Origin of the sequence: Stackebrandtia nassauensis DSM 44728 (assembly GCF_000024545.1) — a bacterium.
Lineage (GTDB): Bacteria > Actinomycetota > Actinomycetes > Mycobacteriales > Micromonosporaceae > Stackebrandtia > Stackebrandtia nassauensis.
Genome location: NC_013947.1, coordinates 2,048,924 through 2,061,532, shown reverse-complemented (window position 1 = coordinate 2,061,532; position 12,609 = coordinate 2,048,924). Strand labels below are relative to the sequence as shown.

At 67.8% G+C, this 12,609-nt stretch carries 12 protein-coding genes; 4 read left to right on the top strand and 8 right to left on the bottom strand.

Going from position 1 to position 12,609, the window contains the following annotated elements:
• Nucleotides 1-25: 25 nt before the first annotated feature.
• Nucleotides 26-1,222: an ROK family transcriptional regulator gene (locus SNAS_RS09575; protein ID WP_013017206.1), complete on the top strand. Its 1,197-nt coding sequence runs from the start codon at nt 26-28 to the stop codon at nt 1,220-1,222.
• On the opposite strand, the gene SNAS_RS09570 is transcribed toward SNAS_RS09575, so the two are convergent.
• Nucleotides 1,171-1,851 (bottom strand): TetR/AcrR family transcriptional regulator, encoded by a 681-nt coding sequence (locus tag SNAS_RS09570; RefSeq protein WP_013017205.1) that lies wholly within the window; start codon nt 1,849-1,851, stop codon nt 1,171-1,173. The genes SNAS_RS09575 and SNAS_RS09570 overlap by 52 nt on opposite strands.
• A 120-nt stretch (nt 1,852-1,971) precedes the next feature.
• Here SNAS_RS09570 and SNAS_RS09565 point away from each other — a divergent pair, with 120 nt between their 5' ends.
• Both SNAS_RS09565 and SNAS_RS09560 read left to right on the top strand, forming a co-directional pair.
• On the top strand, nt 1,972-2,577 hold the full coding sequence (locus tag SNAS_RS09565) for an NADPH-dependent FMN reductase (protein ID WP_013017204.1): 606 nt from the start codon (nt 1,972-1,974) through the stop codon (nt 2,575-2,577).
• 97 nt (nt 2,578-2,674) lie between these two features.
• Entirely contained in the window at nt 2,675-2,989 is a 315-nt protein-coding gene (locus SNAS_RS09560; RefSeq protein WP_013017203.1) for a DMT family transporter, read from the top strand.
• Nucleotides 2,990-2,997: 8 nt separating this feature from the next.
• Here SNAS_RS09560 and SNAS_RS09555 read toward each other — a convergent pair whose 3' ends face one another.
• The 4 genes from SNAS_RS09555 to SNAS_RS09540 all read right to left on the bottom strand — a co-directional run bounded on the left by SNAS_RS09555 (nt 2,998) and on the right by SNAS_RS09540 (nt 8,238).
• The gene (locus SNAS_RS09555; protein ID WP_013017202.1) at nt 2,998-5,511 is read right to left on the bottom strand and encodes a DUF4132 domain-containing protein; all 2,514 of its coding nucleotides are present in this window, start codon (nt 5,509-5,511) and stop codon (nt 2,998-3,000) included.
• Nucleotides 5,511-5,903, bottom strand: coding sequence for a hypothetical protein (locus SNAS_RS09550; protein WP_013017201.1), 393 nt, complete (start codon nt 5,901-5,903; stop codon nt 5,511-5,513). The genes SNAS_RS09555 and SNAS_RS09550 overlap by 1 nt, the downstream gene beginning before the upstream one ends.
• A 63-nt stretch (nt 5,904-5,966) precedes the next feature.
• Entirely contained in the window at nt 5,967-7,004 is a 1,038-nt protein-coding gene (locus SNAS_RS09545) for an N-acetylmuramoyl-L-alanine amidase (RefSeq protein WP_144300446.1), read from the bottom strand.
• A gap of 61 nt (nt 7,005-7,065) precedes the next feature.
• Nucleotides 7,066-8,238, bottom strand: coding sequence for an ROK family transcriptional regulator (locus SNAS_RS09540; RefSeq protein ID WP_013017199.1), 1,173 nt, complete (start codon nt 8,236-8,238; stop codon nt 7,066-7,068).
• 126 nt (nt 8,239-8,364) lie between these two features.
• Here SNAS_RS09540 and SNAS_RS09535 point away from each other — a divergent pair, with 126 nt between their 5' ends.
• On the top strand, nt 8,365-9,855 hold the full coding sequence (locus tag SNAS_RS09535) for a glycoside hydrolase family 3 N-terminal domain-containing protein (RefSeq protein ID WP_341871787.1): 1,491 nt from the start codon (nt 8,365-8,367) through the stop codon (nt 9,853-9,855).
• Nucleotides 9,856-9,918: 63 nt separating this feature from the next.
• Here the strand turns inward: SNAS_RS09535 and SNAS_RS09530 are convergent, their stop codons facing one another.
• The 3 genes from SNAS_RS09530 to SNAS_RS33900 form a co-directional block, all read right to left on the bottom strand.
• Nucleotides 9,919-10,590, bottom strand: a complete 672-nt coding sequence (locus SNAS_RS09530) for a peptidoglycan recognition protein family protein (RefSeq protein ID WP_013017197.1) — start codon at nt 10,588-10,590, stop codon at nt 9,919-9,921.
• A gap of 3 nt (nt 10,591-10,593) precedes the next feature.
• A complete protein-coding gene (locus tag SNAS_RS09525) occupies nt 10,594-11,265 on the bottom strand; it encodes a peptidoglycan recognition protein family protein (RefSeq protein ID WP_013017196.1) in 672 nt (223 codons plus the stop codon).
• 210 nt (nt 11,266-11,475) lie between these two features.
• Nucleotides 11,476-12,585, bottom strand: a complete 1,110-nt coding sequence (locus tag SNAS_RS33900) for a golvesin C-terminal-like domain-containing protein (RefSeq protein ID WP_041625852.1) — start codon at nt 12,583-12,585, stop codon at nt 11,476-11,478.
• Between the last annotated feature and the right edge of the window lie 24 nt (nt 12,586-12,609).

Genomic DNA, 12,609 nt, shown 5'->3' with positions numbered 1-12,609 from the left:
CGAGCTACGTGAACAGAGGAAGCGCATGAGCGCGTCCCACGCGGACGCGGCGGGCCACGGTGGCTCGTCGCGTCTGCTGCGTCTCATCAACGAGCGCACGGCACTGGGTTGCCTGTTCCTGCGCGACCGGCTGACCCGCCCGGAACTGGTCGAGCTGACCGGGTTCTCCAAGCCGACGGCTTCGGAGGTGATCAAGCGGCTGCGGGCGGCGGGGCTGGTGACGGTGGCCGGTCGCACCAGCGGCGGACCGGGGCCGCGCGCCGACGTGTACGCGATCGACGCGGACGCGGCGTACTCGGCGGCGGTGTCGCTGCGCGAACCCGACCGGCTCGACGTGGCGGTGGCGGACCTGCGCGGCGAGCTCCGTCGGACGGTGAAGTGCCCGCTGGGCGACGATCCCGAGGCGGCCGTGGTGGCGGCGGTGGCCGACGCGTGCGCGATGGCCGAAGTGGACCGTGATCGACTGCGCAGTGTCTGGGTGGCGGTGCCGGGTTCCTACGACGGCCGCGGCGACCGGGTCCGCAACATCGACATCGAGGGACTGGAGACGCCGGGGCTGCGGCAGCGGCTGGCCGAGGCGCTGGGCACCCCGGTGCGCATCGACAACGACGTGAACCTGGCGGCGCTGGCCGAACGCCACCACGGCGTGGGCGGCACCGAGGGCTTCGCGCTGCTGTGGCTGGGCGAGGCCGGTATCGGCCTGGGCATCGACCTGGGTGACGAGGCCGGGGGCGGACTGCTGCACGGCTTCAGCGGCGCCGCCGGTGAGATCGGGTATCTCCCCATCGGAACGCCCTCGGCGGTGGCGCCGCCGGATCTGCAGGAACTGGCGGCGGGCCCGGCGATCGTCCGGCTGTCGCAACGGCACGGCCGCGAGGTGTCCTCGGCGCGGTCGGCGATCGAGGTGGCCGAGACCGCGGACGACGCGGAGTTCTTCGACGTGGTGGCGCGACGCATCGCGATCGGACTGGCCTCGGTGGTGACCATCTTGGCCCCGGCGGTGATCGTGCTGGCCGGGGAGATCGGCGCGGCCGGTTCGGGCAGGCTCGGCGAGGCGGTCGGCGCCGCGCTGGCCAAACTCGGCTTCGGCACCCCCGTCAAACGCACCGCGGTCGAGGGGGACGCGGTGCTGCGGGGCGGCCTGGACGCGGCCTTGGCGACGGTGCGCCGTCAGCTGCTGGCCGACCCGCTGGCCACCGGTAACTCCGAGGGCGCCGCGTAGCCGTAGAGGAACACCCGCACCCCGGAGGCCACGTGGGCGGCGATCTCGGACTCGGGGGTCGCCGCCAGGTCGAAATCGATCGGCAGGCTCCCCCACACCAGTGTCTGCAGGTGCTTCGCCGCCTGCTGTGGATTCTCCACCCGCAGCAGTCCCTTCGCGTCGAGCTCACTGAGCTTGGCGGCGAGCTCGTTGTTCACCCGTCGGGGCCCGGCCTCGCGCCACAACCGGGCCGCCTCGGCGGGCACATGGGCCCACTCGGTCTTGACCTGCTGCATCATCGCGAAGTGGGCGGAGAACTCCCCCTTTGAGGTCACGAGGTCAAAGCCGAAGGCGTTGAGGTCGGCCTCCACGTCGGTGACCTTGTGGAAGTGGCGTTCGATGAGCGCCGAGATCGCGTCGCCGACGCCGTTGGTGCTGGTCATGATGGTGACGTGGAACAGTTCCGGCTTGTCCCGGAAGTGGTTGTAGATGGTGCGGGTCGACACCCCGGCCCGTTTGGCGATCGCGTCGATGCTGGCCCGGGTGTACCCCTCCTCGGCGAACACGGCCATGGCTCCCCTGATGATCGACTCGCGTTTGTCCGCGCGACCGCCGACCGGACGGCTCGAAGGGGCGGTTTCGGTCGCCATGGGTTGCCTCCATCACAAATTACAATCGCGGTTTTACTTTTTGCCATGAGCGTTGTAGTTTTTGCCATGGCCGTTGTAGTTTAGCGGCTCCGAGACGAAATTCCCGAAGGAGAGACCACCATGACAACCCGCATCGCAGTGATCACCGGAAGCACCCGCCCCGGCCGCCGGGGCGCCCTCGTCGCGGACTGGGTGGTGCAGGCCGCCGCCAGCCATCCCGCCGTGGCCGCCGGCGAGGCCGCCGTCGACCTCATCGACCTGGCCGACCTCAATCTGCCGCTCCTGGACGAGGCCATGCCCCCGATCATGGGCCAGTACGAGCACACCCACACCAAGGAGTGGGCCGCCACGATCGACTCCTACGACGGCTTCCTGTTCGTGGTCCCCGAGTACAACCACTCCTTCCCCGGCGCCCTGAAGAACGCCCTGGACTACCTGTACGCCGAGTGGAACAACAAGGCCGCGGGCTTCGTCGGCTACGGCCCCGGCGGCGGCATCCGCGCCGTGGAGCAACTGCGACTGGTCCTGGCCGAACTGAAGATCGCCGCCGTCCGCGACCAGGTCGTCATCGGCAAGCACGACCACGCCGACCTGTTCTACCAGGGAGTGTGGACCCCCACCGACGAGACGCACGCCGCCCTGGAACTGGTGCTGACCGAGACCCTCGAATGGGCCGAGGCCCTCAAGACCGTGCGCGCCAAGGCGAAGACCCTGGCCGCCGCCTGACTCCACCGACGGCGAGCGGGCGAGGTGCCACGAGCACCTCGCCCGCTCGCCGTCGCTTTCGCCACTTCGGACACGAATCGGCCCTACAGTGGCAGCCATGGCTTGGATCGTGCTGGTGATCTCGGGGATCCTGGAAACAGTGTGGGCGATCGCGCTGGACCGATCGCACGGCTTCACCAAACCGTGGCCCACCACAGTGTTCGCGGTGGCGCTACTGCTGAGCATGGCCGGGCTGGGTTACGCGATGCGCGAGATCCCGGTCGGCACCGGCTACGCGGTGTGGGTCGGCATCGGCGCGGTCGGCACCGCCGTGGTGGGCATGACCTGGCTCGGCGAATCCACCAGCGTGGCCCGGATCCTGTGCCTGGTGCTGGTGGTCGCCGGAGTCGTGGGCCTGAAGTACTTCCACTGAGGAGCCACTCAGCCCCGCCGGATCTGCGAGGTGATCGTGCGGTCGGTGATCGTCGTGTCCTTGGCCAGCAACAGCGCTTTGGACAGGATCAACGACAGCACCCGGTCGCCGTCGAAGGGCAGGAACACCTTGCCGTCCCCGGTTCCGGCCTGCTTCGGGACGATGCACAGGTACTCGTTGTTCGGCTCCATCAGGATGTTGCCCGAACCCAGGTGGATCTTGTACGTGCGCAGGTCGCCGCGCACCCGCAGGAACTTCCCGTCGATCTCGGCCCGGTCGGCGATCGCCAGCCGGGGCACCAGCCGCTCCAGCAGATCGCGCCGGGTCACCGCGGTGGCGCCCAGTTCGCCGAAGCTGTAGGAGTGCCAGTACTCCTGGAACCGGCCCTCGGGGCCGCCGTCCGACCACTCCGGATCGTTGCCGACGCTGGCGACACCCACGAACAGGTCCACATCGCGCAGCACCTCGCTGAGCACCAGCGGCGGGATCTCGTTCAGCGGCACCGGTTCCCGGAAGTCGTCACGGTCGTGGACGTACTGGGCGTAGTTGCCGCCGGTGGCGTGGGCGTGGTTGCGGGGCGCGTCCTCGCGGTAGAACCGCACCTGATCGCTGGCCAGCCGCAGATAGGTCCCCGCCTCGGTGGTGTCGGCACCGTAGTCGTCGCCGATGCCCTCCACCCAGAACTCGGCCCGCAACCCCCACCGGGGCAGCAGCTTCGTGGTGGGTTCGTAGGTGTCGTCGACCATGAGCCGCAACTGGTTGTCCCAGCCGCGCGCCTTGGCCAGCGAGTTGTACTGGTGCTGCTTGAGGATGTGGGCCGCGAACCGGTTGGAGTAGACACGGGTGTTCTCCTCGGCCGCCGTCAACAGGTACACCTCACGATGGGCCTGCTTGAACGGCTGGACGATGCCGTGGCGCTCCAGGAAGTCGCGCCAGGCCAGCACCTCGTCGATGTAGCGACCGATCGGGTGCCACAGCCTCACCGTCGTACCGTGACGCTGCTCCAACACCGCACCGTCCACCGTGCGCAGGTCGCCGTCGGCGAAACAACAGGCGACGTCATCGACCATCCAGATGAGACGCCGCGCCACCGTGCCGACCAACGGGTGGTAGGCGTAGCGCTCCCACCAGTCGGTGAACGGCCACTCCCGCCGGGCCAGGAACTGCCGGTCCAGCCGCTCCGACTGGGCCGAGACCATCTTGGCGATGTCCTTGACCGTGGCCTTCAGGTCCTTGACCGTCTCGGGATGCTCGCGTTTCACCGCGGCCGGAGGCGACTTCAACGACTTGCCGGAGTCGTTGCGCCACAACAGTTTCACCCCGTCAGAATCGACGGCGATCTCCCACAAGGTCTCGCCGAGTTTGCCGAAGCGACGCCCCTGCCGAGTCAGCTCATAGGTGGGGACGGAGATCTCCTCGACCTCGTCGCGGGTGATGCCCAGGGCGGCGGCCCGCGCGTCGAGCGCCTTGTTGAGAGCCTTGAGCGTCGGCTTGACCTTGACGCTGGTGGCCAACCTCGCGATCTGCCCGACCGCCTCAAGGTCATCGATCATGGACAGCGCGTGGATGGCGGCGTTGGTGATCAGTTGACTGCGCACCCCGACGCCGGGGATCTTGCGCTGGCACACGGTGACCAGATCGGCCAGCAACCGGATCGCGTCGCGGTCCGGGGACACCAGTCCGAGCGTCCAGACCAGACCGCGCAGATAGTCGACATTGTGCGGGTCGAACTGCTCGTTGAAGTGGGTGGCGTACTCGGTGTCGTCCACCGGGATCGTGCGCTCCTCCCCCACCAGGCACAGCCAGGCCATCACCTGGTTTCCCACGGTCTCGGCGCCCAGTTCCTCGACGAAGCCCGCAGCGGTCTTGAGCCAGCGCGCCGAGGGTTTCGCGCTCGTCGCCTTGCCGAGATGCGCGATGAGTTCGCGCCACCGGGGATCGAGGTTCTCCAGGCAGCCCAGCACCTCGTCGGCCCAGGGTTCGCCGGGGTTGAGCAATGGTCCCTCCAGTTCGCTCACCAGATCGGCGAACTCCGGCCAGTAACGCGCGACGGACGTCTCCCGGCGCAGCGTCGCCACCACGCTCACGGGAATGGGCTCGCCCTGACTCCGCAACAACAACACGCTCGCGACCACATCGGTGTCGGCACCGCAGACCCACTTGCGTCCCGCGACCGCGAGCGTCTCGCGGGCGTGGCCCAGCGCCTCGGAACCGGTCAGCAGCAACGGATACACGGACACCAGGTTGTCGAGCGTGTAGCCGGACACCGACGCGTCCGGCACCGCCTGGCGCAGCCGGGACTCCAGTTCGGACCGTGCTGTCTCGGCGGCCGCGGCTTCGAACTGCCGCACAGCGAAGGACGGCATGCGCCCGCACCACGGCCACCGGCCCCGCCACGAAGCGGCGGTTTCGTGCAACGTGGCGGCGAACTCTTCGGCCGCACCGGTTCTGGCCAGGTGGACCAGGCGTTCCATGAAGCGCACGTTCGCCTTGCTGCGTTCGACGCGTTCGTAACCGTCCATCAGCCACCCACCAGCGGCACGAGCTTGAGGAACGTGACCGTGGTGCCCTGCGCGATGTCGATGACGGCGTCCAGTTCCTCGACCTGCCGGTCGTCGACGAGCACGACATAACCGTTGCGATCGAACGCTTCCACCGCCTTGTCGAACTGTTTCCCGGCGTCGATGGTGCGTGCTTTCCGCAGTCGGTAGCCGTTCAGGGTCACCTCGGCGTCCTCGGGCTGCACCAGCCCGTTGAACACCGGGGTGTTCTTCGCGTTGTGCTCGGCCACTTCCTGGAACACCCGCCTGCGAATCAGCTCCCGCAGCGAGAGTGTCTCCTCGAAGATCTCCAGATGCCAGGCGTCGCTTTGCTTCCCAGCCGTCGACTCATCGACGAACGCCACTGTCGTCATGGGCGGCAGTGTATGCCGCCAGTGTGACGATTCCCGCCGGAGCAACCGCGCGGGACACTGTGGCTAGACCTTCACCAACCGCACCCCGTCGGCGACGACGCGGCCCTGCGTGCCGGTCCAACGGCTGACCCCGACGGTCGGCTTCTCACCGGCCTTCAGATTGAAACTCCCGATCGACTTCCAGGTGTCGCCCCCGGTCGTCTGGTCGACATAGACACTCTCGAACCCGGACGACGTGGCCACGAGATACGGCGTCTGGGTGTTGTTGTCGGGCGAGGCCGGATACCGCACCTCGACCCGATACCGGCCGGTGCTGGGCAGGTCCACCGTGTACCACAGTGGATCGGACTTCGCCACCGGCGAGGCGTACGCGTAGTCGCGTCCGTTCGGCACCTTGGCGCGCTGCCACGCGTCCGAGGCGCTCACGCCCGCGCTGTCGTTGTCCATCGAGAACGACTGCGTCTTGGACTCGCGCACCAGGTCCATGTAACGGTCCCAGTTCCAGCCCTTGCCCGGGTCGGTGTGGGTCGCGCCGGGCACCTCGGAGTGCGCGATGATGTGCTTGCGGTCCATCGGAATGTTGTAGCGGTCGCAGATCGACCGGACCAGCCGCGCCGAGGACTCGTACATGTTCGTCGTGTACCACTTCTTCGGGTCCTGAACGTAACCCTCGTGCTCGATCCCGATGGACGTCTTGTTGTAGTCCCAGTTGCCCGCGTGCCACGCGATGTCCGACTCGTGCACCATCTGGGTCACCGAGCCCTTGCTCGAACTGACCAGATAGTGCGTCGTGACCTCCGACTTCGGATTGCGGAACCACGCCTTGGTCCCCGAGGCCGTGCCCTGCATGGTGTGGATGACGACCTTGTTGATCGGGTCCGACTTCGGTCTGCTGGCGTTGGTGTAGTTGGCCTTGTGCGCCGCCAACCAGCTGGCCCCCTGGTAGTCGACCGCGGTCGACTCCGGTCCCGCCTCCTCCGGACGATCCGCGTCGCCCTTGTCGTCCCCGCGTCCGCCCTCTTCGTGAGCGAACGCGGGAGACGCGCCCAGACCCATGACGATGAGAAGTACCGCCGCCCCTACCAATACCCGTGCCCGCATGGCCGTCAGTGTCACACAAAACCGCCCCTGATCCACTGCGGACACGAAAAATATCAGCGTTTCACTCTTCTGAGAAGAGTCCCTCCCGGACGGCGTCGAGGCCGACGCGCAGGGCTCCACGCAGGATGGGGCCGGAGCTGACGGTTCCGGCGACGACCTGGCTGGACAGTGGTGCGATGTCCTGGATCGCGGCTCCGACCCGGTCGGCCAGGCCCGCTCCGCCCGCGTAGCCGACCTCGCCGCCCAGGACGACCAGGGCCGGGTCGAGGACCGAGCACACGCCCGCCACGCCCAGGGCCATGCGGTCGGCGAGTTCGTCGAGGAACTTCTCGCCCGCGTCGCCCGCGGACAGGGCCGCGGCGACCATCGCCTCGGGGGTGTCCTGTGTGAAGCCGTGTTCGGTGCCCAGTTCCTGGACGGCGTCGCCGCCGACGAGTTTCTGGAACGAGCCCTTGGCGCGGCGGGTCACCGATTCCTCCGGGAGGGAGCCGCCGGGTACGGCCAGGTAGCCGATCTCGCCCGCGCCGCCCCGGGCGCCGCGGTGGAGTTTGCCGCCCAGGACGACGCCGACGCCGAGGCCGCGGCTGAACCAGACGTAGACGAAGTCGTCGACGCCGCGGGCCGCGCCGTCGCGGTGTTCGGCGACCGCGGCGAGGTTGACGTCGTTCTCGATGACGACCGGTCGGCGCAGGTCCTTTTCGAGGGCTTCGTGCAGGCCGCGGTGCCAGGCGGGGAGGTCCCAGGAGAAGTCGATGTCGTTGGAGTCGGGGTTGACGATGCCGGGGGTGGCCAGGACGACGCGGTCGACGTCCTCGAGCTGGATCTTGGCGTTGGCGGAGGCGGCGGTGACGGCGCGGTGGACCACGGCCACCGGGTCGTCGGCGTCGCGGGTCTCCAGTTCGACGCGGCCGACGACCTCGCCGGTCAGGTCGGCGATGTCGACGGTGACCGAGTGGGGGCCGACGTTGACGCCCGCCACGTAGGCGTAGGTGCTCACCACCGCGTAGACCTGTGCGTTGGGACCACGGTTACCCGGCCGAGTGCCGACGGCCTTGATCAGGCCGCGCGACTCCAGTCGTTCCACCATCTGGGAGGCCGTGACCTTCGACAGTGAGGTCGCCTGGGCCAGTTGAGCGCGGGTCTGCGGTCCGTTGGTGAACAGCAGATTCAGCGCCGCGCGGTCATTGAGAACGCGCAGGAGTTGGGGAACTCCGGGTGTTTGTCTCCGGGTCATCGAGTGGGAGCCTTCCGTTGATCTTGCGAACTAGATGCATCTTTCCTCATGTTTTTGTGCTAAGCAAGTCAACCGGCGGGCTCATTTCCTAAGCACATAGACTAATCGATAGTTTTGTTATTAGTAATGTTCGGAGACTATGCCATGCCAGACCGCCAAGAACTTCGCCAGCTCGCACTGCGCACCCTGATTCCCGGTTTCAGCGGGACTACGGCGCCACGGTGGGCCCTTGACCTCCTGGACGAGGGGCTAGGCGGATACTGCCTCTTCGCCCATAATGTCGCCGACCCACAGCAACTCTCCGAACTGAACTCAAGCCTCAGACAGGCCAATAAGGACGTCCTGATAGCAATCGATGAGGAGGGAGGCGATGTTACGCGCCTTCACAGTGCCAGTGGCAGCCACTACCCCGGTAACGCGGCCCTTGGGGCCGTAGACGATCCGGAGTTGACCGCCGCGGTTCACCAGTCCATGGGGGCCGAGTTGGCCGCCGCCGGAGTCACCGTCGACTTCGCGCCGTCGGTGGACGTCAATGTGGAGGACGACAACCCCGTCATCGGCACCCGCTCGTTCGGACGCGACCCGCAGGGCGTGGCCCGGCACGCGGTCGCGGCGGTGCGCGGGCTGCACCGGGCCGGGATCATCGCCTGCGCCAAACACTTCCCCGGTCACGGCGCCACCGTCGTCGACTCCCACTTCGAGGTGCCGACGGTGGACATCCCGCTGTCGGAGCTGCGGGAACGTGAACTGGTGCCGTTCCGCGCCGTCATCGACTCGGGCATCGAACTCATCATGAGCGGCCACATCCGGGTCCCCGAACTCACCGGCGACGCGCCCGGCACCATGTCCCGCGCGGCCATGCACGACCTGCTGCGCGGCGAACTGGGCTTCGACGGCGCCATCGTCACCGACGCGATGGAGATGCGCGGAGCCAGTGGCGCCATCGGGATGCCCGAGGCCGTGGTCCGCGCGATCGCGGCCGGGTGCGACCTGATCTGCACCGGCGGCGAACTCCAGAAACGCGGTCCCATGACCGAGGTCGTCAACGCTGTCGCCGACGCGGTCGCCACCGCCGTCATCGACGGTCGGCTGCCCTACGAGCGACTCGCCGACGCCGTGCGTCGTGGCGACGTGCTGCGGGAGTGGCAGCGCGAGAACCGGGGTTCCCGAGCCCCGCACGCCCTGGGGCTTGCCGCCGCCCGACGCGCCATCACCGTGGAGGGAACCGTTCCGGCACTGAGCAACCCGCTCATCGTCCAGATCGACTCCACCGCCAACATCGCGGTCGGCGAATCGCAGTGGGGCGTCACGCCGTTGTTGGCCAAGCACCTGCCGCACGCCCAGATCCGCAACGTCACCCCCGAGAACGCCAGCGTCGCCCAGATCTCCGCGCTGGCCGACAACCGCCCGGTCATCGTCGTGGCCCGCGATACCCACCGGCGCCCGGCGTCCAAGGGCTTCGTCGAGGGACTGGCGGCTTCCGGCCACGACGTGGTGCTCGTCGAGATGGGCTGGCCCGCGGCCTGGCGGCCGGAGGGCGTGGCGGCCTACGTCGCCTCGTTCGGGGCGGCGGCGGTCAACGCCGAGGCCACCGTCGAGGTGCTGTTGGGTTCGTGAGCCGAAAAGGACTCCCGCCCCCGGTGGGGATCGGGGGCGGGAGTCTTTTCGAGGGGACAGGTTCTAGGAGCCGTCGAGTACCTTTTGGACTTCTTCGCGCAGTTGCGGGATCTTGTTGTACAGCACGTCGCCGGGACAGTCGGTGTCCACGTAGTCGCGGTGACCGTAGATCTCGGTCGCCGCGATGCCGTACTGCTGGCAGGTGTAGGCGCAGAAGTTGACCAGGCTGGTCCACAGTTCGGCCGGTGGTTCGACCTCGAAGTAGGTGCCCTGGTTCTCGATGCCGATCGCGGAGGTGTTCTGGCCCGGGGCGTGGGCGCCCTGGACCATCCCGGATCCGTCGGTCAGGTGCTTCAGACTGGTGTGGCGACCCTCCAGGACGTATCCGCCCCGGCTGATGGTGAAGTGCTGACCGGAGTCCGACCAGCCGTTCTCGTCCATGTGCCAGTGCTGGATCTCGCGGGCGATGTCGATCGCGGCCTGCTGCGAGGTGTCGTCGACGTTGGCGGACTGGGTGTGGTGCACCAGGATCTTGTTCGGGTTGTCGGTGAGCTGGTTCAGCTCGCCCGAGGGTTCCTTGGCGCCCCAGCCGTCGCAGTCCATGATCTCCGGGGTCGGCACCTCGGCGTGCGCGATGCCGGTGGTGAACAGGGCACCGCCGCCCACCGCCGTGCCGACGCCGAGCATGACCGCTCCACGCAGGACGGTGCGGCGGGAGGCCTGTGGCTTGCGCATCGGCTAACCTCCGACAGCCGCGGCGACGTCTTCGCGCAGCTTCGGCAGCTGGTCGTAGAACGCCTGGCCGGGGCACTCGGTGTTGTAGAAGTCGCGGTGCCCGTAGATCTCCTTGGGGTCGATGCCCCACTGGGTGCAGATGTAGGCGCACAGCTCGACCAGCTTGTTGTACAGCGCCTCCGGCGGCAGGCTGTCGGTGAAGGTGCCCTGGTTCTCGATGCCGACGCCGTCGGTGTTGGCGCCCGGGGAGTGGGCACCCTGGACGAAGCCCGCGCCGTCGGTCAGGTGCTGCAACGACGTGTGGCGACCCTCCAGCGCGAAGCCGCCACGGGTGACGGTGAAGTGCTGACCGGTGTCGGACCAGCCGTTGCCGTCCATGTGCCAGCTCTGCACCTCGCGGGCGAAGGCGTTGGACGACTCCTGGTCCTCGCCGCCGGAGTTGCCGCTGGCGGTGTGGTGGATGACGATCTTGGTCGGGTTGGCGTCCAGCTGGGTCAGTTCACCGCTGGGTTCGCGGGCTCCCCAGTCCGCGCAGCTGGTGATCTCGGGGGCCTTGGCGTCGGCGTGGGCCACGCTGGTGGTCAGCAGCGCGGCGCCGCCCACCGCAGTGCCGGCGCCGACCACGATCGCTCCGCGAAGCAGGTTGCGGCGCGAGGTCGGGGGTATCGGGGACATGGTGTCACTCCCAGGGGGTCTCGAAAGTGCCGGTTTCGTGGGACCCGTATAAACAGATCCGCATATGACGGTCTATCACTTTCCGCGCCGGATGGATAGTCCGTGAATCCGGATTTATGCCTGGCTTATGTTCCCGCAGAAACAATTCCTCCATAATGTGGCAAAGGGCGCCGGAGTTCGAGAACTCCGGCGCCCCAAGGGAAGAATTTCCTATTTCTTGGCTTTCACCTGAATCGCGTCGGCGATGACGTAGCCCTTGCCGGTGGTCTTGTGACCGACCGAGACAAGCTTCTGCTTGCCCTTCTTGAGCTTGTAGTCGCCCAGCGAGACCCACTGGCCGCCCTTGGCGGTCTGGTCGACGGTGACGGCCTTGTCGGTGCCGCCCGCGTGGACCGTGTATGGGGCCTTGGGGTTGTAGCCCTTGTTGGCCGCGTACCAGGTCGACACGGTGTAGGTGCCGTCCTTGGGGATGGTCACGGTGAACTCGACCAGGCCACCGCCGTTGCCGGGCTCGGCGAAGGCGTAGTCCTTGCCGTGCTTGTCGGCGGAGTAGGCCGACAGCTTCCAGCCCTCGCCGCGCTTGACGTCCTTGTCGCCGTTGTCGACGACCGCGGTCCAGGCGTCGTCGCCACCGCCGCCGCCGTCACCGTTGAGGGCCGCTTCCACGTCCTTGCGCAGCTGGGGCAGCTTCGCGTAGAACGCCTCGCCGGGGCAGGCGGTCGACGAGAAGTCGCGGTGGCCGTAGATCTCCTTGGGCGCGATGCCGAACTGCTTGCACGCGTGCGCGCAGAACTGCACCAGTGCGTTCCACAGCTCCTTGGGCGGCAGGCCGTCGGTGTAGGTTCCTTCGTTCTCGATACCGATACCGTCGGAGTTGGCGCCCGGGGCGTGAGCGCTCTGGACCCAGCCCTTGCCGTCGTTCAGGTGCTTGAGGCTGGTGTGGCGGCCTTCCATGATGAAGCCGCCGCGGCTGATGGTGAAGTTGTTACCGGTGTCGGACCAGCCGTTGCCGTCCATGTGCCAGCTCTGCACGTCCTTGGCCAGCTTGAACGCTGCCTGCTTGGACGTGTCGGACTGGTTCGCCGAGGCGGTGTGGTGGATGACGATCTTGGTCGGTTTGTTGCTGAGCTGCGACCCGCTGCCGGGTCGGGCGCCCCAGTCCTCGCAGCTGAAGATCTCTGGGGCCTTGGCCTTGGCGTCGTTCTCGGCCTGGGCGAGGTTGGCGGTCAACAGGGCACCGCCACCGGCCGCACCGGCGACACCGACGACGAGCGCGCCACGGATGACGTTGCGGCGCGACGCCTGGGGAACAGAAGGCATGAACTCGAACTCCCGGGGGTAGGG

Bases quoted from the DNA above. Each gene is read 5' to 3' on its own strand.
- SNAS_RS09545 (WP_144300446.1), bottom strand. From the start codon at position 7,004: ATGCGGGCACGGGTATTGGTAGGGGCGGCGGTACTTCTCATCGTCATG.
- SNAS_RS09555 (WP_013017202.1), bottom strand. From the start codon at position 5,511: ATGGACGGTTACGAACGCGTCGAACGCAGCAAGGCGAACGTGCGCTTC.
- SNAS_RS09525 (WP_013017196.1), bottom strand. From the start codon at position 11,265: ATGTCCCCGATACCCCCGACCTCGCGCCGCAACCTGCTTCGCGGAGCG.
- SNAS_RS09560 (WP_013017203.1), top strand. From the start codon at position 2,675: ATGGCTTGGATCGTGCTGGTGATCTCGGGGATCCTGGAAACAGTGTGG.
- SNAS_RS09530 (WP_013017197.1), bottom strand. From the start codon at position 10,590: ATGCGCAAGCCACAGGCCTCCCGCCGCACCGTCCTGCGTGGAGCGGTC.
- SNAS_RS09565 (WP_013017204.1), top strand. From the start codon at position 1,972: ATGACAACCCGCATCGCAGTGATCACCGGAAGCACCCGCCCCGGCCGC.
- SNAS_RS09550 (WP_013017201.1), bottom strand. From the start codon at position 5,903: ATGACGACAGTGGCGTTCGTCGATGAGTCGACGGCTGGGAAGCAAAGC.
- SNAS_RS09540 (WP_013017199.1), bottom strand. From the start codon at position 8,238: ATGACCCGGAGACAAACACCCGGAGTTCCCCAACTCCTGCGCGTTCTC.
- SNAS_RS09535 (WP_341871787.1), top strand. From the start codon at position 8,365: ATGTTCGGAGACTATGCCATGCCAGACCGCCAAGAACTTCGCCAGCTC.
- SNAS_RS33900 (WP_041625852.1), bottom strand. From the start codon at position 12,585: ATGCCTTCTGTTCCCCAGGCGTCGCGCCGCAACGTCATCCGTGGCGCG.
- SNAS_RS09570 (WP_013017205.1), bottom strand. From the start codon at position 1,851: ATGGCGACCGAAACCGCCCCTTCGAGCCGTCCGGTCGGCGGTCGCGCG.
- SNAS_RS09575 (WP_013017206.1), top strand. From the start codon at position 26: ATGAGCGCGTCCCACGCGGACGCGGCGGGCCACGGTGGCTCGTCGCGT.